17 protein-coding genes, 2 tRNA genes and 3 pseudogenes (1 of these 22 only partly in view) are annotated in these 16,479 nt (G+C 66.7%); 11 read left to right on the top strand and 11 right to left on the bottom strand.

Translation table 11 applies throughout. From position 1 onward, the window contains the following. Positions 1–43 precede the first annotated feature (43 nt). The 4 genes and pseudogenes from rimK to ABFB10_RS01035 form a co-directional block, all read right to left on the bottom strand. Positions 44–1,430: pseudogene (gene rimK, locus ABFB10_RS01050) on the bottom strand (30S ribosomal protein S6--L-glutamate ligase). 123 nt (positions 1,431–1,553) lie between these two features. Beyond that, positions 1,554–1,898, bottom strand: a complete 345-nt coding sequence (locus tag ABFB10_RS01045) for a LytTR family DNA-binding domain-containing protein (RefSeq protein ID WP_347164972.1) — start codon at positions 1,896–1,898, stop codon at positions 1,554–1,556. A 99-nt stretch (positions 1,899–1,997) separates the two neighbouring features. Next, positions 1,998–2,363 carry a hypothetical protein gene (locus tag ABFB10_RS01040; protein WP_347164971.1) on the bottom strand — a complete coding sequence of 122 codons (366 nt, stop codon included), beginning with the start codon at positions 2,361–2,363 and terminating at the stop codon, positions 1,998–2,000. 124 nt (positions 2,364–2,487) lie between these two features. Next, positions 2,488–3,252, bottom strand: coding sequence for a polysaccharide deacetylase family protein (locus ABFB10_RS01035; protein ID WP_347164970.1), 765 nt, complete (start codon positions 3,250–3,252; stop codon positions 2,488–2,490). Between the two features lie 244 nt (positions 3,253–3,496). Between ABFB10_RS01035 and ABFB10_RS01030 the strand changes: the two genes are divergently transcribed. Beyond that, positions 3,497–3,573 (top strand) — tRNA-Asp (locus tag ABFB10_RS01030). A 32-nt stretch (positions 3,574–3,605) separates the two neighbouring features. Beyond that, positions 3,606–3,682, top strand: a tRNA-Asp gene (locus ABFB10_RS01025). Between the two features lie 212 nt (positions 3,683–3,894). Here ABFB10_RS01025 and mepK read toward each other — a convergent pair. Further along, entirely contained in the window at positions 3,895–4,464 is a 570-nt protein-coding gene (gene mepK, locus ABFB10_RS01020) for a peptidoglycan L,D-endopeptidase MepK (RefSeq protein ID WP_347164969.1), read from the bottom strand. A gap of 482 nt (positions 4,465–4,946) precedes the next feature. On the opposite strand from mepK, the gene ABFB10_RS01015 reads away from it, so the two are divergent. The 5 genes and pseudogenes from ABFB10_RS01015 (at position 4,947) to ABFB10_RS00995 (ending at position 9,041) form a co-directional block, all read left to right on the top strand. Further along, positions 4,947–5,741 (top strand): L,D-transpeptidase scaffold domain-containing protein, encoded by a 795-nt coding sequence (locus tag ABFB10_RS01015; protein WP_347164968.1) that lies wholly within the window; start codon positions 4,947–4,949, stop codon positions 5,739–5,741. 80 nt (positions 5,742–5,821) lie between these two features. Next, on the top strand, positions 5,822–6,430 hold the full coding sequence (locus ABFB10_RS01010) for a L,D-transpeptidase family protein (protein ID WP_347164967.1): 609 nt from the start codon (positions 5,822–5,824) through the stop codon (positions 6,428–6,430). A gap of 16 nt (positions 6,431–6,446) precedes the next feature. Beyond that, positions 6,447–7,538 carry a UDP-3-O-(3-hydroxymyristoyl)glucosamine N-acyltransferase gene (lpxD, locus tag ABFB10_RS01005; protein ID WP_347164966.1) on the top strand — a complete coding sequence of 364 codons (1,092 nt, stop codon included), beginning with the start codon at positions 6,447–6,449 and terminating at the stop codon, positions 7,536–7,538. A gap of 36 nt (positions 7,539–7,574) precedes the next feature. After that, a pseudogene (locus ABFB10_RS01000) lies at positions 7,575–7,836 on the top strand (acyl carrier protein). Beyond that, the gene (locus tag ABFB10_RS00995; RefSeq protein ID WP_347164965.1) at positions 7,833–9,041 is read left to right on the top strand and encodes a beta-ketoacyl-[acyl-carrier-protein] synthase family protein; all 1,209 of its coding nucleotides are present in this window, start codon (positions 7,833–7,835) and stop codon (positions 9,039–9,041) included. Before ABFB10_RS01000 ends, ABFB10_RS00995 begins: the two are co-directional and overlap by 4 nt. A gap of 213 nt (positions 9,042–9,254) precedes the next feature. Here ABFB10_RS00995 and ABFB10_RS23910 read toward each other — a convergent pair whose 3' ends face one another. Both ABFB10_RS23910 and ABFB10_RS00985 read right to left on the bottom strand, forming a co-directional pair. After that, entirely contained in the window at positions 9,255–9,596 is a 342-nt protein-coding gene (locus tag ABFB10_RS23910) for a glycosyltransferase (RefSeq protein ID WP_430522980.1), read from the bottom strand. Beyond that, positions 9,583–9,789, bottom strand: a pseudogene (locus ABFB10_RS00985) (glycosyltransferase); the annotation flags it as partial. The gene ABFB10_RS23910 and the pseudogene ABFB10_RS00985, both read right to left, overlap by 14 nt. Here ABFB10_RS00985 and ABFB10_RS23905 point away from each other — a divergent pair. Further along, positions 9,718–10,341, top strand: a complete 624-nt coding sequence (locus tag ABFB10_RS23905) for a hypothetical protein (RefSeq protein WP_430522979.1) — start codon at positions 9,718–9,720, stop codon at positions 10,339–10,341. The pseudogene ABFB10_RS00985 and the gene ABFB10_RS23905 overlap by 72 nt on opposite strands. A 286-nt stretch (positions 10,342–10,627) precedes the next feature. On the opposite strand, the gene ABFB10_RS00980 is transcribed toward ABFB10_RS23905, so the two are convergent. Continuing rightward, entirely contained in the window at positions 10,628–12,127 is a 1,500-nt protein-coding gene (locus tag ABFB10_RS00980) for a CoA-acylating methylmalonate-semialdehyde dehydrogenase (RefSeq protein ID WP_347164963.1), read from the bottom strand. A 101-nt stretch (positions 12,128–12,228) separates the two neighbouring features. Here ABFB10_RS00980 and ABFB10_RS00975 point away from each other — a divergent pair, with 101 nt between their 5' ends. From ABFB10_RS00975 to coaD, 3 genes are all read left to right on the top strand, one after another. Beyond that, positions 12,229–13,203, top strand: a complete 975-nt coding sequence (locus tag ABFB10_RS00975; RefSeq protein ID WP_347164962.1) for a LysR family transcriptional regulator — start codon at positions 12,229–12,231, stop codon at positions 13,201–13,203. Positions 13,204–13,262: 59 nt separating this feature from the next. Next, positions 13,263–13,697, top strand: a complete 435-nt coding sequence (locus ABFB10_RS00970; protein ID WP_347164961.1) for a CBS domain-containing protein — start codon at positions 13,263–13,265, stop codon at positions 13,695–13,697. A 115-nt stretch (positions 13,698–13,812) separates the two neighbouring features. Continuing rightward, positions 13,813–14,316, top strand: a complete 504-nt coding sequence (coaD, locus tag ABFB10_RS00965) for a pantetheine-phosphate adenylyltransferase (protein ID WP_347164960.1) — start codon at positions 13,813–13,815, stop codon at positions 14,314–14,316. Positions 14,317–14,729: 413 nt separating this feature from the next. Here the strand turns inward: coaD and gap are convergent, their stop codons facing one another. The 3 genes from gap to ABFB10_RS00950 form a co-directional block, all read right to left on the bottom strand. After that, complete coding sequence (gap, locus tag ABFB10_RS00960) at positions 14,730–15,731, bottom strand: type I glyceraldehyde-3-phosphate dehydrogenase (protein WP_347164959.1); 1,002 nt, start codon at positions 15,729–15,731, stop codon at positions 14,730–14,732. Positions 15,732–15,866: 135 nt separating this feature from the next. Next, the gene (locus tag ABFB10_RS00955) at positions 15,867–16,010 is read right to left on the bottom strand and encodes a hypothetical protein (protein ID WP_023850128.1); all 144 of its coding nucleotides are present in this window, start codon (positions 16,008–16,010) and stop codon (positions 15,867–15,869) included. Positions 16,011–16,112: 102 nt separating this feature from the next. Next, positions 16,113–16,479, bottom strand: partial view of a disulfide bond formation protein B gene (locus tag ABFB10_RS00950; RefSeq protein WP_347164958.1) — the 3' portion only. Its footprint extends 104 nt past the window's final position; 367 of the gene's 471 nt are visible here — the last part of the coding sequence; its start codon lies beyond the right edge, outside the window; the stop codon is at positions 16,113–16,115.

Raw genomic sequence — 16,479 nt, 5'->3', positions numbered from 1 at the left:
GACCAATCATATAGGAAAAGAGGCGGGTCGGGTAAAGGGGGCGCTATTCGCTGTCCATGGTCTTGCGCGCCCGCACAGGGGTGGGGCGGACCTTGGCCTCGATGTGCTCGTAGAGCAGGCCGGCGATGTTCTTGTGCGTGGCGGTTTCGATGCCTTCGAGCCCGGGGCTGGAGTTCACTTCCAGCACCTTCGGCCCGGTTTCCGAGCGCAGCAGGTCCACCCCGGCCAGGTTCAGGCGGAAGGCGCGGGCGGCGCGCACGGCGGTCTCGCGTTCTTCCTTGGTGATCCGCGCCACCTGGGCCGAGCCGCCCCGGTGCAGGTTGGACCGGAAATCGCCATCGGCCCCGGTGCGCTTCATGGCGGCCACGACCCTGCCGCCGACCACGAGACAGCGGATGTCCTCTCCGGCGGCTTCCTTGACGAAGTCCTGCACGAGGAAGTTGGCCTTCAGGCCGCGAAAGGCGTCGATGACGGATTCGGCGGCCTTCTTGGTCTCGGCCAGCACGACGCCCTTGCCCTGGGTCGATTCCAGCAGCTTCACGATCAGCGGCGCGGTGCCGACAAGGCGCATCAGCGACTGGGTGTCCTTGGGCGAGGCGGCAAAGGCGGTGTTGGGCATGCCGATCTTGTGGCGTGCCATCATCTGGTGCGCGGCCAGCTTGTCGCGGCTGGAGGTGATGCCGTCCGAGCCATTGACGCAGAAGGTGCCGATGGTCTCGAACTGGCGGATCACGGCGGTGCCGTAAGAGGTAATCGAGGCGCCGATGCGCGGAATCACCACGTCGTAGCGGGGCAGGCGCTTGCCGTCGTAATGCACCTCTGGGGACAGCGCGTTGATCGCCATGTAGCAGCGCGTGGTGTCGATGACCTCGACCGTATGGCCACGCTCTTCGCCCTCTTCGACCAGACGGCGGGTGGAATAGTTGTCCTCGCGCGACAGCACCGCCACCCGCAGGGCGCGGTTCGGCGCGGCATGGCGGACGCGGGCGGTGGAGTAGACGTCGTAGGACAGCTTTGGCTGCTGGAAGCGGTCGGTGGCGACGATGGTGATGTGATCCTTCAGCGCCTCGCGCCCCAGCAGCATCCGCGAATTCATGCCGGACCGGTCGGTCAGCGTCAGTTCGATCCGCCAGCTTTCCTCGCCGACCCGCAGGGTCGAGGCGATGACGTAGCGGCTTTCGGATTCGCCGTTCGACGAGGTGACGGTGCGCCGGTCGACGATCCGGGCCGAGCAGGGAATCACCAGGTCGTCGCGGCCCGGGACCGGATGCACCGTAAAGCGCACCTTGGGGGCCGCGGTACGGGCCGAAGGTTTCGATGTCGAAGGCATGCAGCGCCGAGGTGCGGGCGCCGGTGTCGACCTTGGCGCGCAGCGCGGGCAGGCCTAGGTCGGGCAGGGCGACCCATTCCTCCCAGCCAAAGCGGATCATACCGGCGGTGGGTTCAGAGGTCTCGGACATGCACAAGCTCCTGTCTGTCGGGGCCGAGGGGTAGCAAGAGAGGCCCCCCGCGACAAGGGTGGAACAAGGGCGGCGGCAGCGCGTGGCGGCGGATCAGGCGTGGCGTTCCAGCCAGTCTCGCACCTCGTCGACGCGGGTGCGCGCGACGGGTATCCGGGTGCCGTCCTGCAGCTGCAGGACATGCTTCAACCCGTCCTTTTCCGTGCGGCCCCCGGCCTGTGCCGCAACCCACCACGAGCGATGCGGCTGAAAGCCGTCCTCGGGCGCGGTCTGGGCGACGATATCGCCCAGCCGGGCGCGCTGGGTCAGGCTTTCGCCGTCGAGCGTCACGTGGACGTGGTGTTCGCGCGCCTCGATGTGCCGCAGACGCGACAGCGGCACCGGCGCCGCGCCGATGACGATGTGGCGGTCGGCCTCGCGGGCCTTGGCCTCGATCACCGGGCGGACGAATTTCAGGAACAGGATGCCAAAGACCTCGTACCGTGATGAAATAGAAGATCACCTGCGGGAAAAACTGCGGATGGTCCGTGCCCCCGATCAGGGCGGCCATGATGTGCTCTCCGGCAAAGGTGCCGGGCAGAATCGCGACGGTACCGTGATCAGCGGGGCAGGGGTTTCCCAGAGGCCAAGGCGGCTTTGGGCGGCGGCGATGGCGAACAGGATGCACCAGAATGTCCCGAGGAACAGCGCCAGCATGAGAAGCCAGAGCGCCAGAAGAACGGGTATGGCCACCTGTCCGAGCAGCCCCGGCGCATCGGTCACGACCAGCAGCGCATAGACGCAGAGCAGATAAAGGCGAGAGGCATTGTGCCGGAGCAGGAACAGCAGTTCTCCGGGGCCGAGCGCATATTCCAAGCCACCGATGTCGATGAGTTGAATGGTCCGATCACGAATGCTGCTCAAGGGTGCCTGGACCTCGTGCTACGGGTTCCTGAAAGAACCCAGTCCTGCCAAACATAGCAGACCCTGTTAATAATGACCGGTAATTTGCCCGAAGCGGCCCCTGCGTCATCCTGGGGCCGGGGCGTCACCCCTGCGTACTGACCCTGCGGAAGCGGCGGTCTTGCCAGAGCGGCCAGCCCATCATCTGGCTGACGGTGCCAAACCTCAGCCCGCGTTCTGTCAGCCCGTCCAGCGTCGCGGGCATGGCCTTGACCGTGCCGCTCTGGATGTCGTGGCTGAGGATGATGGCGCCGGGGCGCGAGCCCTTGAGGATGCGGCTGGAGACGACGCTGGCCCCGGGGCGGCGCCAGTCCTGCGGATCGACGGACCACAGGATCGTCGGCAGGTTGCGCGCCTGGTACAGCATCAGGCGCTGGCGGCGGGTAAAGGCGCCGTAGGGCGGGCGGAAGGTCACCGGCGGGCGCCCGGTGATCTTGAAGATCGTATCCGTCGTGCGGTCGATCTCGTCCATGGCGGCTTCGTCGGAGTGGCGCGACAGGTCCGGGTGCGACCACGAATGGTTGCCGATCTCGTGGCCCTCCGCCGCGATGCGGCGGACGATGTCGGGCCATGTCACGCAACGGTTGCCGATCAGGTAGAAGGTGGCGCGCAGCCCGCGCGCCTTGAGGATGTCCAGCAGGACGGGGGTCAGCCGCGGGTGCGGGCCGTCATCGAAGGTCATCGCCACGACCGGCGCGTTGGTGCGCACCGCCATCACGGTGGCGGCGTCGCGCTGCGCCACGTCCGGCGGCAATGTGACGACCGGACGGGCAAGGGCAAGGGTGGGCGTGCACAGCGCGCCCGCCGCCAGGCCGCCGGTCAGCAGCGTCCGTCGTGCAAGTTCAGTCATGGCAGGTCGTCCCGGGGGATTGTTGGCAGTCGCAGACAGTCCGAGAAAACTTCCCGAATGGTGAAAACTCAAGCTTTGCGGGCCGTCAGGGTTCAGCCGCGAGAATGAGCGTTGCAGACGGGACACGGGCCAATTTGCGTGCCGCGAAACTTTCGCTGAATTTCGGTCGGGAAAGCGCTTGACGGGGCCGGGGGCTGCGCATAGAAGGCCTCTCACGCCACGACCGAGGTCGGGCGGCAGCGATGCGGTTGTAGCTCAGTTGGTTAGAGTACCGGCCTGTCACGCCGGGGGTCGCGGGTTCGAGCCCCGTCAACCGCGCCATCGCTGTCCCCTCTTGGTCCCGTGGTTAAAGCGCGGTTGTAGCTCAGTTGGTTAGAGTACCGGCCTGTCACGCCGGGGGTCGCGGGTTCGAGCCCCGTCAACCGCGCCACTTTCCCTCCTCCAGAAGTAAATTTTTTCTGCGTCGCCGGGAACGGTGGCGCTTTGCGCGCGTTTACCCATCAGTCAGGTATTCACGACTGCCGCCGATGCTGCTGCCATGGCATAAAGGCGGTGCGGAACGGAAGGAGGCAATGAAAAGGCGCCACGCGGGCGCCTTGGGACATGTTCGGTAAGGGGATCTCGGAAGGGCAGGTGCCTGCTTCAGGAGCCCCAGGTGCGGACGGGACCGCAATCCATATGGACGAAATTGGAGCCGGAGTACCGGCCAACGCCGCCGGCCTGACAGGCTGCGGCTGCGCGTGCCATCTGGCTGACAGAGCGCGAGGACAGGCGAAGATCGGCGGCCTCGCCACGCAGGTGGCGCGAATTCTTCGCCACACCGGAAGACTTCGACCGAAGCATCGCGTTGGTCCGGGGGCTGCGATAGCCCGAGATCAGCATGTAGGGTTCCGAGCAGTCGAGAAGGTTGTGCGACGCACACATCAGGTCGATTGTCCGCGCGTCGATGTTCTTGACGTCATTGGTCCGCCAGTCGCGCATGAAGAAATTGACCTCTTTGATCGCGTCGGCAAGGTAATGCCCTTCGATCCAGTAGATCATGTCGATCCGCTCGCCCGTGCGACCCGAATACATCCGGATCCGTCGGATATCGCCGGCGCCGCGCAGGAAGCCTGCGGCATTGGCGAAGGTCGGTGCTGCGGTGACGGTGGTCGCGGCGAATGCGCCAAGAAGTGCGCGCCGCGAAATGCTGCCTGAGTTCATGTCTGCCATGTGAGCGCCTGTCCCGTGGTCGCTGGTTACCTGTTCGATTGCGCGCATCGTTGTGCGCCGTCTGCCATCTATCCCCAGATGCCGTGACTCTGTATGGCACGAATCGCCGGACCTAAAAAGGACGTTTTGTAACGCATTCTAGAGATCAAGGGGCAACTGGCGGGTTCCTGCGCATGGGTGCGACACCTGTGACACCTTTGCCGCCCCCGCCGGTTTCGCGAGTCCGGCTTTGAACCTGTCTGATTTGTGAGTAGACAGCGGGAATTGGCGCTCTAATCATTGCCTTAAGGGGCGGAACAGAAAAGACGGGACGGTTTGATGACAGTTATCAGGATCAGGACGGCGCTGCGCACAACGGTCGCGGCCCTGGCTTTCGGCCTCGCCGGGGCCACGGCGGGATTGGCGCAGGACGACGGAATCTCGGTCAAGATCACCGCCTATGCCCAGTGCCGTGGCCGAGACCATCGGCGAGGACGAGGGCGTTGCAGCCTTCTACCGCGCCCGTGGATCTCGAGCCGATCTGGACCGGGTCCTCGGAGGCGGACCGCGCCCGCAGGCTGGCCCTGATCGAGGCCTTTGCGCTGGCCGACGATCATGGTCTTCCGCGCGGGCGCTACGATCCGGACCGCCTGATGGAGCGCCTTGCCGGGGTTTCGGGCGGGCGGGATCGCGGCCTGCTGGAAATCGAACTGACCCGCACCTTCCTGCAATTCGCCCACGACCTGCAATCCGGTGTCCTGGAGCCGGGCAAGGCCTCGTCGCTGATCAAGCGCAAGGCGCCCCGGCGCTCCTCGGAAGAGCTTCTGACCCTGCTGTCGACCCAGCCGCCGGAATCCGTCTTCCGGATGCTCGTGCCCTCCAGCCCCGAATACACGCGTCTGATGCAGGCCAAGCTGCGGCTGGAGCACCGGCTTCAGCATGGCGGCTGGGGGTCTGTCGTCCCGACATCCAGCCTGCGTCCGGGCGAGTCCGGCAATACGGTTGTGGCGCTGCGCAACCGGCTTGTGGCGATGGGCTATCTCCGGCCCTCGCTGAGCGCGACCTACGACGACCGGATCGAAGCCGCGGTCCGCGACTTCCAGTGCCGATCACGGGCTGGAGCCGGACGGCGTTGCCGGCACCAGCACCATGCGCGAGATCAACACCGCCCCCGAAGAGCGGCTGCGGTCGATCATGGTGGCGATGGAGCGCGAGCGCTGGCTGAACCTGCCCGAGGGCAAGGGCCAGCGGCACATCCTGGTGAACCTCGTCGACTATCACGCGCAGATTATCGATGACGACAAGCTGACCTTCGAGACCAGGTCGGTGATCGGCCACCAGTGCCGCCGACCGGCAGACGCCGGAGTTCTCGGACGTCATGGATCACATGGTCATCAACCCGTCGTGGTACGTGCCGCGCTCGATCGTCGTCGGGGAATACCTGCCGCTGCTGCGCTCGAACCCCTATTCGGTCGGGCATATCGATGTGGTCACCGCCTCGGGGCAGGTGGTGAACCGTGCGCATGGCTTCTCGCAGTATTCCGCGCGCAGCTTCCCGTTCAACATGCGCCAGCGACCGGGTCCGAAGAACGCGCTGGGGTCGGTCAAGTTCATGTTCCCGAATCGCTACAACATCTACCTGCACGACACGCCGACACAGCACCTGTTCTCGCAGCCGGTGCGGACCTACAGCCATGGCTGCATCCGCCTCGACGATCCGCATGACTTCGCCTACGCGCTGCTGGCCAAGCAGGTCGACAACCCCGAGAGCTATTTCCACGGTATCCTGAACACCCGGCGCGAAACCCGGGTCAACCTCGGAGCAGCCCGTGCCCGTGCACCTGATCTACCGCACCGCCTTCACGCAGGCGAAGGGGCAGGTGAACTACCGTCCCGACGTCTACAACCGGGACGCGGCGATCTGGCGCGCGCTGGCCAACGAGGGGGTGGTCCTGCGGGCCGGTCAAAGCTAAGCCTCCGCCGGTAAAGCCGACGGAGGTGCCATGACCTACACAATCCAGCAGATCGCCGAGGCGCTTGGCCTGACCGCCGAGGGCAATGGCGCGTTGACCGTGACCGGGGTGGCAGAGCCGCAGTCGGCCCGCGCCGACGAGCTTGCCATGGCGTCCACGCCGAAATACGCCGAGGCGCTGAAGGACGGCGCCGCGCGGGCCGGGTTCCTCTGGGCCGGTGCCGACTGGCGCGCGCTGGGGCTGGAGGCGGCGATCCTGCCGCCGCGCCCGCGGTTTTCCATGTCGGCCCTGACGGCGATGATGGATCGCGGGCCGGGCTATGCCGCGAGCGTGCATCCCTCTGCGGTGATCGACCCGGGCGCCGAACTGGGCGCTGACGTCAGCGTCGGGCCGCTTGCGGTGATCGGGCGCGGCGCCCGCATCGGTGCGGGGTCGGTGATCGGGCCGCAGGTCTTCGTCGGAGAGGATGCAACGCTTGGCGAAGGCGCGCTGCTGCATGCGGGCGTGCGGATCATGGCCCGCGTCCGCATCGGCGCGCGATTCATCGCGCAGCCCGGCGCGGTGATCGGCGGCGACGGCTTTTCCTTCGTCACGCCGGAACTGTCGGGGGTCGAGAAGGCGCGCCAAAGCCTTGGCGAGGAAGGCACCGACAGCGCCCAGTCCTGGGCGCGGATCGCCAGCCTTGGCGCCGTGACGATCGGCGACGACGTCGAGATCGGCGCCAACAGCACCGTCGACCGGGGCACCGTGCGCGATACGATGATCGGCAGCGGCACCAAGCTCGACAACCTCGTGACCGTTGGCCACAACGTGGTGATCGGGCGCGACTGCCTGCTTTGCGGTCAGGTCGGGGTGGCTGGGTCCTCGGTGATCGGGGACAACGTGGTGATGGCCGGTCAGGTCGGAATCAGCGACAATCTGCGCGTCGGCGACCGGGCCATTCTGGGTGGCGCGACGGTGGTGCTGTCGAACGTGCCCGCGGGGCGTGTCATGCTGGGCTATCCGGCCATGAAAATGGAAAGCCATGTCGAGGCCTACAAGGGCCTGCGTCGCCTGCCTCGGCTGTTCCGCGAGGTGGCCGACCTCAAGAAAGCGGTTTCAAAAGCCTCGGGGAATGACTAAATCAGCCTCAAATTCCTTAACAGGCGAGGCGCGCGCATGGATGTCAAAGGCAAGGTGATCGAGATCATCGCCGAACAGGCGATGCTGGAGCCGTCAGACGTCACGATGGAAAGCACGCCCGAGGATCTCGGGATCGATCTCGCTGGGCCTCGTGGAGTCGATCTTTGCCATCGAGGAGAGCTTTGACATCTCGGTGCCCTTCAACGCCAACGATCCCACCGAGTCTGATTTCGACATCTCTTCGGTCGGGCATATCGTGGCCGGGATCGAGAAGCTGATCGCCGAGCAACGCGCGTGAAGCGAGTCGTCATCACCGGCGCGGGCACGATCAATGCTCTTGGGCAGGACGTGCCCGCGACCTATGAGGCCATGAAGGAAGGCCGGTGCGGCATCTCGGAACTGGAATTCCGCGACGTCGAGCGCCTGGCCATCCGCATCGGCGGGCAGGTGAAGGGATTCGAGCCGGATTCCGTCTTCAACCGCCAGCAGCTTGCGCTTTACGACCGCTTCACCCAGTTCACGCTGATCGCGGCGCGGCAGGCGGTGGCGCAGTCGGGGCTGGAGTTCAAGGGCGACCTCTCGACCGGCGCCGGTGTGGTGCTGGGCACCTCGGGCGGCGGGCTGACCACGCAGGACGAGAATTACCGGGCGGTCTACGAAGAGGGCAAGAACCGGGTTCACCCCTTCGTCGTGCCGAAGCTGATGAACAATGCCGCGACCAGCCATGTCAGCATGGAGTTCAACCTGCGCGGCCCGTCCTTCACCGTGGCCACCGCCTGCGCCTCGTCCAATCACGCGATGGGGCAGGCCTTCCAGATGGTGCGGTCCGGCATGTGCACGGCGATGATCACCGGCGGCTCGGAATCGATGCTGTGCTTTGGCGGGATCAAGGCATGGGAAGGCCTGCGTGTCATGTCCAAGGATGCCTGCCGCCCGTTCTCCGCCACCCGCAACGGCATGGTGCAGGGCGAGGGCGCCGGGATCTTCGTCTTCGAGGAATACGAACACGCCCGCGCCCGGGGCGCCACGATCCTCGGCGAGGTGCTGGGCTTTGCCATGACCTCGGATGCCGCCGATATCGTCATGCCCTCGAAGCAGGGCGCGTCGCGGGCCATCGAGCTGGCGCTGAAGGACGGTCGCATCGCAAAAGAGCGGGTGGGCTACGTGAACGCCCATGGCACCGGCACGGCGGCCAACGACAAGACCGAATGCGCGGCTGTGGCGGATGTCTTCGGCACCCATGCGGACGACCTGCTGATCTCTTCGACCAAGTCGATGCATGGCCATTGCATCGGCGGCACCGGGGCGGTGGAGCTTCTGGCCTGCCTCATGGCATTGAACGAGGGCGTGATCGCGCCCACGATCAACTACGAAGAGCCTGACCCGGAATGCGCGCTGGACGTGGTGCCCAATGTGGCGCGCGAGGCGAAGGTCGACGTGGTGCTGTCCAATGCCTTTGCCTTCGGCGGCCTGAACGCGGTGCTGGCGCTCTACCGGGTCTGACCCGGCGGCCTGTCTTTGACCCGCCCGCAGGTGACCTGACGGAGCGCGCAGGCGCGCGCAGGATCTCTCGTCCGGCGGCCTGCGGCCTTGTCCTCGGGTGGGCGTTTGCGGCGCCGGCGCGTTTTGTCTTTGCCCGTGGCGGCGGAGGTGGGGGCGGTGCCTTCGGCGAGGATATTTGGGGACAGAAGAAGCGGGGGCCTGAAGAAGCGGGGCCTAACGCGCCTGCACGGTGGCGCGGATGATGTCCTCGACCCTGGCGAGGCCTTTGGCATTGTCGAATTTCGCCTCTGCGGTGGCGCGGGCGGCGCGGGCCATGGTACCGCGGGCCGGGTCGTCGAGGATCCGCGTGATGGCGGCGGCAAAGCCGGTTTCGTCCCATTCCTCGGTCAGCAGGCCGTTGACGCCGTGTTCCACCGCTTCGGGGATGCCGGCGTGGCGGGTCGAGAGCGTGATGCAGCCGCAGGCCAGCGCCTCCTCGGATGGCGGTGGGCAGGCCCTCGGTATTGCCGTTCCCGGCGGTGACCGAGTGCTGCAGGAAGATTTCCGTGGTTTCAAGGTGTTCGCGGACGCGGTCGTGGGGCAGGGCGCCGGTGAATGTGACCTGACCGGCGATGCCGAGCTCCCGGGCGAGCGCCTTGTTCGGCTCCAGCAGGGGGCCGTCGCCGATGAAGGTCAGATGGGCGTCGCGGCCCTTTGCGGCGCGGGCGAAGGCGCGGAGCGTCACCTCGGGGGCCTTCTTCTCGACCATGCGGCCCACGGCGAGGAAGCTGCCCGGGCGTTTCCAGCCGGGTGTGAAGCGGGTGATGTCGACGCCCGAGGGCACGACATGGGCGTTGGGATGCGTCACGCCATGGGCGGCGAGGTTGTCGAGCAGGAACCGGCTGACCGAGAACATGCCGGCGAGGCGCGGCATCATCAGCCGGTAGGACCGGACCCGCTGCCCCGAGCGCAGCGCGGCGGAGGCATCGGTGCCGCGCCAGTAGGTGAAGACCGGCAGGCCCATCTCGTTGCCGAGCTCTGCCACCACCAGCGCCTGCGTGCCGAACTCGGCAAGGATCGCATCGGCCTTCTGGTCGCGCAGGAACCGGGCGAGCGCCTTGCGGCCCGCGCCGAAGGGCAGCCGCGAGGTGCCGTGCAGGGCCGCGCCGCGCAGGGCGGCGAAGGGCATCGCCAGGCGGTCGGGCAGCGACAGCGGCGCCCGGCGCACGAAGAGCGGCTTGCCCAGCGGGTCCTGACCGTTGTGGCGGCTCGCAGATCACGCAGGTGTTGCCGCCGAACATCTCCGCGATGTGGCGGTTGATGAAGGTTTCGCCGGGCACGAAGTAGTCGGAGGTGGCTATGGCGATCTTCATGCGGGCTCCTGTTGGGGTGCCTGCCGGGTCTAGCGCGGGGGCGGGCGGCTGCCAAGGGCGGCTTGTGCCTGCCCGCCGCTCTGTGCTGCCGGGCGGCCCTTTCGGAGAGGCATGTTTCCGCCGTGGCCCTTTTGCAGCCGCCGAAACGGGCAGGGGCGCCCGCAGGCGCCCCCTTTCGTTGTCCTGGGCCGGATGTCCCGGGCCCGATATCTTGGGCCCGATGTCCTGGGCCGGTCAGTCCATGGCCTTGAAGTTGAACTCGCCGCCTTCCTTGATCCCCGAGAACCAGCGCGCCGTGACGGTCTTGGTCTTGGTGTAGAAGCGGAAGGCGTCGGGGCCGTACTGGTTGAGGTCGCCGAAGGCCGATTTCTTCCAGCCGCCGAAGGTGTGGTAGGACAGCGGCACCGGGATCGGGAAGTTGATGCCGACCATGCCGACATTGACCCGGTGGGCAAAGTCGCGGGCGGTGTCGCCGTCGGCGGTGTAGATCGCCGTACCGTTGCCATAGGGGTTGTCGATCACCAGGTTAAGCGCGTCCTCGTAGCTTTCGGCGCGGACGGTCGACAGGACCGGGCCGAAGATCTCTTCTTTGTAGATATCCATGTCCGGCGTCACGTCGTCGAACAGCGACGGCCCGCAGAAGAAGCCGTTCTCGTAGCCCTGCAGTTCCATCCCGCGACCGTCGATCACCAGCTTGGCACCCTGATCCACGCCCGAGGCAATCAGGCCCTCGATGCGCGCCTTGGCCTGCGCCGTGATGACCGGGCCGTAATCCATCTCCTGGTCCGAGTTGTAGGGGCCGACGCGCAGTTTCTCGACGCGCGGCACCAGCGCCTCGATCAGCTTGTCGCCGGTTTCCTTGCCGACGGGCACCGCGACCGAGATTGCCATGCAGCGTTCGCCGGCGGCCCCGTAGCCCGCGCCCACCAGCGCGTCGGCGGCCTTGTCGATATCGGCGTCGGGCATGATGATCATGTGGTTCTTGGCGCCGCCGAAGCATTGTGCGCGCTTGCCGTTGGCTGCCGCGCGGCCATAGATGTACTGCGCGATCGGCGTAGAGCCGACAAAGCCCACGGCGGCGATGTCCTCGTTGTCGAGGATCGCGTCGACCACTTCCTTGTCGCCGTTCACCACCTGCAGGACGCCGTCGGGCAGGCCCGCCTCCTTGATCAGTTCCGCAAGGCGCAGCGCGGTCGAGGGTACGCGCTCGGAAGGCTTGAGGATCATGGCGTTGCCGCAGGCCAGCGCCGGGGCCATCTTCCACAGCGGGATCATGGCGGGGAAGTTGAAGGGCGTGATGCCCGCAACAACGCCCAGCGGCTGACGCATGGAATAGAGGTCGATGCCCGGGCCGCCATCGTCGGTGAACTCGCCCTTCAGCATGTTCGGCGCACCCATGCAGACCTCGACCACCTCAAGGCCGCGCTGCACGTCGCCCTCGGCGTCGGGCAGGGTCTTGCCGTGTTCGCGGCTGACCAGTTCCGCCAGTTCGTCCATGTGCTCGTTGATGAGCTGGCCGAACTTCATCATCACGCGGGCGCGGCGCTGCGGGTTGGTGGCGCCCCATCCCTTCTGCGCCTCGGCGGCGCGGGCCACGGCGTCGTTCAGCTCGTCGACGGTGGACAGGGGGGTCTTGGCCTGAACCTCGCCGGTCGCGGGGTTGTAGACATCGCTGAAACGGCCAGAGGCCGAGGCCTTGCGGGCGCCGTCGATCCAGTTGGTGAGTTCGGTCATGGGGGTCCTCCTTGGTGGTCGCGCAAACCGTAGCCTTGCAGGAATGCCGGAAAAAGCGGAGAAATGGCAAAGAGGTTTTGCATTTCTGCAAAGGGGGCGACATGGCAGACAGTTGGGACGACCTGCGGATCTTCCTCGCGGTCTCTCGTGGAGAGACCCTGTCGGCAGCGGGCCGGACCCTGCGCATGGACCCGGCGACGGTGGGCCGCCGGGTGGCGCGGCTGGAACAGGACATGGGCCTGCCGCTCTTCGTGAAGTCGCCGCAGGGCTACGCGCTGACAGAGGCGGGGGCGCGGCTGGTGCCCCATGCCGAGGCGGCGGAGCAGGCGCTTTCCCCGGCCTCCGAAGCGGTGCGCGGACGCTCCGAGGGGCTGTCGGGGCAGATCCGCATCGGCGCGCCGGACGGCTGCGCCAATTTCCTGCTGCCGCAGGTCTGCGCAGAGATCGCGGCCCAGAACCCCGACCTCGAGGTGCAGATCCTTGCGCTGCCGCGGGTGGTGAACCTGTCGCGGCGCGAGGCGGACATGGCCATTGCCGTCTCTGCCCCCACCGCCGGGCGGCTGGTGGTGCAGAAGATCACCGATTACCGCCTGCACCTTGCGGCAAGCGAGGCCTATCTGGCCCGCAACGCCCCGTTGCACGGCGTCGGGGATCTGCGGGGGCACCGCATGGTGGGCTATATCCCCGACATGATCTTCGACAAGGAGCTGGATTACCTCGATGCGCTGGGGCTGCGCCGCGTCGCCCTCGCCTCGAACTCTGTCTCGGTGCAGTTCCAGTGGTTGCGGCAGGGGGCCGGGCTGGGCATCGTGCATGATTTCGCCTTGCCCTCGGCGCCGGGGCTGCGCCCGGTGCTGCGCGACGCGGTCAGCCTGAAACGGTCCTTCTACCTTGTCCGGCACGAGGACGACCGGCGGCTCGACCGGATGAACCGCTTTGCCGCCGCCCTGTTGGAGGGGTTGCGCCGCGAACTTTCCCGGCTCGAGGCGGCGGTGGATGCCGCCGCAACCGGCAGCGCGGCGCAGGCCGGTCCCCGGGGTGGTTCAGGGCAGAACGCAGGACTTTCGGCTACTTGACAGGAGGGGGGCGCGGGCAACGCTTGTTCCATGGGCATCGAACGCAAGGAGGTCCCGACATGCAGGTGCAGCAAATCCTGAAGAGCAAGGGTACGGATGGCGTCCATACCGTGAAGCCGGGCACCCTTGTGGCCGATGCGGCGCAGATCCTTGCGGAGAAACGGATCGGGACGGTGGTGATCTCCAGCGACGGCAGCACCGCCGAAGGCATCCTGTCGGAACGCGACATCGTCCGGGTTCTTGCCAAGGTCGGGGCAGGCTGCCTGTCCGACAAGGTCGACGATTACATGACCCGCGAGCTGGTCACCTGCACGCGCGCCGAGCTGGCCGACGCGATCCTCGCCAAGATGACAGAGGGACGGTTTCGCCACATGCCGGTGGTCGAAGACGGCAGGATGATCGGCCTGATCACCCTTGGCGACGTGGTCAAGGCGCGGCTGTCGGAACTGGCGATGGAAAAGGATGCCCTCGAAGGCATGATCATGGGGCACTGAGACCCCGAACCGACCGGCGCAGGGAACCGGGGCTGTCGTTTCCACCTTGCATTGGCGCGCGCAATATAGTTGCGTGCGTTGAAATGCGACCACAGCCTAGGAGGAGCGCCCGACCATGCGCATCGGCCTGTATCCCGGAACCTTCGATCCGATCACGCTTGGGCACCTCGACATCATCCGGCGCGGGGCGTCTCTGGTCGACCGGCTGGTGATCGGCGCCGCGATCAACCGCGACAAGGGCCCGCTGTTCTCTCTCGAAGAGCGTGTCGCCATGATCGAGCGGGAAACCCGCAGGATCGCGGAAGAGACCGGAACAGAGATCCCGGTTCACCCCTTCGAGAACCTGCTGATCGACTGCGCCCGCGACGTGGGGGCCACGATCATCATCCGCGGCCTGCGCGCGGTGGCGGATTTCGAATACGAATACCAGATGGTCGGAATGAACCGCGCGCTGGACGACAGCGTCGAGACGGTCTTCCTGATGGCCGAGGCCCGGCATCAGGCCATCGCCTCCAAGCTGGTGAAAGAGATCTCGCGGCTCGGCGGCGACGTGTCGAAATTCGTCAGCCCCGCCGTGCGCGACGCCCTCGCGGCAAAGAACGGCAAGCCGAAGGGCTGAGGCCCGGGCCCGGCCCGCCATGCCGGGCGGGATGGCGGATGCCTGCGGGCCGCCCGCGCCCATGGCATCGCATCCCTTGGTCGATACGGCGAAGGCGCGCGCGGTCGCCATAGCGGCGGCGGCATCCGGTACACGGGCCCATCCTCGTCCTCGCTGCCCCCGATGCTCCGGCGCCACGGACAGCGCCCCTGCCGCGCAGCACGAGGGCTGCGCCATCAAGGCCGACCCCATCACTGAAGCACTGCCCCCGATCATGGCGCGGCCCGCCCGGGCTTCTTTGGTCCTGGAAATACCTCGGGGGAAGGCCGCAGGCCGGGGGGCAGAGCCCCCAGCCGGTCGACGCGCGAAGCGCGGCGAAACGAAAAGGGGCCCCGCCGCGGCGAAACCCCCTTGGGTCCGTCGGACCGGGATTGTCAGATCAGCTTGCCCATGGCCACGGCGGTATCGCTCATGCGGTTCGAGAAGCCCCACTCGTTGTCGTACCAGGACAGGATGCGGCACATAGTGCCCTCCATCACCTTCGTCTGGTCCATGTGGAAGACCGAGGAATGCGGATCGTGGTTGAAGTCGACCGAGACCAGCTTCTTGTCCGTATAGCCCAGGATGCCCTTCAGCGGTCCCTCCGCCGCTGCGCGAATCGCCTCGTTGATCTCTTCCACCGAGGTTGCCCGCGCGGCGTTGAAGGTCAGGTCCACGACCGAGACATTGGGCGTCGGCACCCGGATCGCCACGCCGTCGAGCCTGCCGTTCAGCTCGGGCAGCACGAGGCCCACCGCCTTGGCCGCGCCGGTCGATGTCGGGATCATCGAGAGGGCCGCCGCCCGGGCGCGGTAGAGATCCTTGTGCATCGTGTCCAGCGTCGGCTGGTCGCCGGTGTAGCTGTGGATCGTGGTCATGAAGCCCTTCTCGATGCCGATGGCGTCGTTCAGGACCTTGGCCACCGGCGACAGGCAGTTCGTCGTGCAGGAGGCGTTCGAGACAATCAGGTCTTCCGCCGTCAGGGTGTCGTGGTTCACGCCGTAGACGATGGTCTTGTCCGCATCCGCGCCGGGCGCCGAGATCAGCACGCGGCTCGACCCGTTTTCCAGATGCGCCTGGCATTTTTCCTTCGAGGTGAAGATGCCGGTGCATTCCATGACCACGTCGACATCCGACCAAGGCAGCTCTGCCGGGTTGCGGATCGCGGTCACGCGGATCGGGCCGCGGCCCACGTCGATGGTGTCCTCGGTATGGGTGACCGCCACCGGAAAGCGACCGTGAACGGAATCATACTGCAGCAGGTGGGCATTGGTCTCGACCGGGCCAAGATCGTTGATGGCGATGACCTCGATGTCGGTGCGACCGGATTCGATGATGGCGCGCAGCACGTTGCGCCCGATCCGGCCGAAACCGTTGATGGCGACTTTGACTGTCATGGAAGGCTCCCTTCTTGCAGGTCAGATGACGTTTGGCGCGCCTTCAGCCTTGCCGAAGTGCGCGCCAAAGACGATCGGAAATTCCGTTATCGCTAACATGCATTCGCAAGCCGCGGAGTCAACCGCGAAACCGGGTCAGCGCCAGAAGGCGAGCCAGTCGATCAGCCAATAAAGCTTGCGGGCGAGGAACAGCAGGTTGGTGCCGTCGAAGAGCAGGAGATCGGCGGCCACGAAGGCGGCAATGGCAAGCCCGAGAGCGATGGCAAGGCTGTTGGTCATGGGCGCGGGTCCGGCAGATGTCCTCTGGCGCCCGTAGTGCCAGAGGGACCCGGTGCTGTCACGCCGCTTGTTCCACGGGGGCAGGGCCCCGGGCGCGGCGGGTCAGCCGCGCAGCCGGTTGGCCGCCGCCACGAAGCACAGGGTGACGACGGTCGAGGCAAGGACGTTCCAGCTGGCCATCGACAGGCCTGCCAGTTCCCAGGCGATGTCGTCGCAGCGCACCATGGGGGCTGCCATGATGTCGTTCAGCAGGGCGTCGACGGATTTCCCCGCGACCGGGCCAGAGGTGCAGGTCGAGGGCCCTTCCCACCAGCCGCGCTCTACCCCGGTGTGATAGATCCCGACCGCCGCGCTGGACCCGGCCCCCAGCGCTGCCAGCCACAGCAGGATGCGCTGCGGCACCAGCAATGCCAGAAGGCCCAGGATCACGGCGGCGACATGGCCGTAGCGCTGCCAGTAGCACAGTTTG

The sequence above is a fragment of the Ponticoccus litoralis genome (genome assembly GCF_039769985.1).
Classification (GTDB): domain Bacteria; phylum Pseudomonadota; class Alphaproteobacteria; order Rhodobacterales; family Rhodobacteraceae; genus Ponticoccus; species Ponticoccus litoralis.
This window is presented reverse-complemented; position numbering and strand designations above follow the sequence as displayed.

Excerpts from the sequence above, each read along its gene's own strand:
- ABFB10_RS01035 (WP_347164970.1), bottom strand. The coding sequence starts at position 3,252 with ATGACTGAACTTGCACGACGGACGCTGCTGACCGGCGGCCTGGCGGCG.
- mepK (WP_347164969.1), bottom strand. The coding sequence starts at position 4,464 with ATGGCAGACATGAACTCAGGCAGCATTTCGCGGCGCGCACTTCTTGGC.
- ABFB10_RS01010 (WP_347164967.1), top strand. The coding sequence starts at position 5,822 with ATGGATCACATGGTCATCAACCCGTCGTGGTACGTGCCGCGCTCGATC.
- lpxD (WP_347164966.1), top strand. The coding sequence starts at position 6,447 with ATGACCTACACAATCCAGCAGATCGCCGAGGCGCTTGGCCTGACCGCC.
- ABFB10_RS23905 (WP_430522979.1), top strand. The coding sequence starts at position 9,718 with ATGGGCGTCGCGGCCCTTTGCGGCGCGGGCGAAGGCGCGGAGCGTCAC.
- ABFB10_RS00980 (WP_347164963.1), bottom strand. The coding sequence starts at position 12,127 with ATGACCGAACTCACCAACTGGATCGACGGCGCCCGCAAGGCCTCGGCC.
- ABFB10_RS00975 (WP_347164962.1), top strand. The coding sequence starts at position 12,229 with ATGGCAGACAGTTGGGACGACCTGCGGATCTTCCTCGCGGTCTCTCGT.
- ABFB10_RS00970 (WP_347164961.1), top strand. The coding sequence starts at position 13,263 with ATGCAGGTGCAGCAAATCCTGAAGAGCAAGGGTACGGATGGCGTCCAT.
- coaD (WP_347164960.1), top strand. The coding sequence starts at position 13,813 with ATGCGCATCGGCCTGTATCCCGGAACCTTCGATCCGATCACGCTTGGG.
- gap (WP_347164959.1), bottom strand. The coding sequence starts at position 15,731 with ATGACAGTCAAAGTCGCCATCAACGGTTTCGGCCGGATCGGGCGCAAC.
- ABFB10_RS00955 (WP_023850128.1), bottom strand. The coding sequence starts at position 16,010 with ATGACCAACAGCCTTGCCATCGCTCTCGGGCTTGCCATTGCCGCCTTC.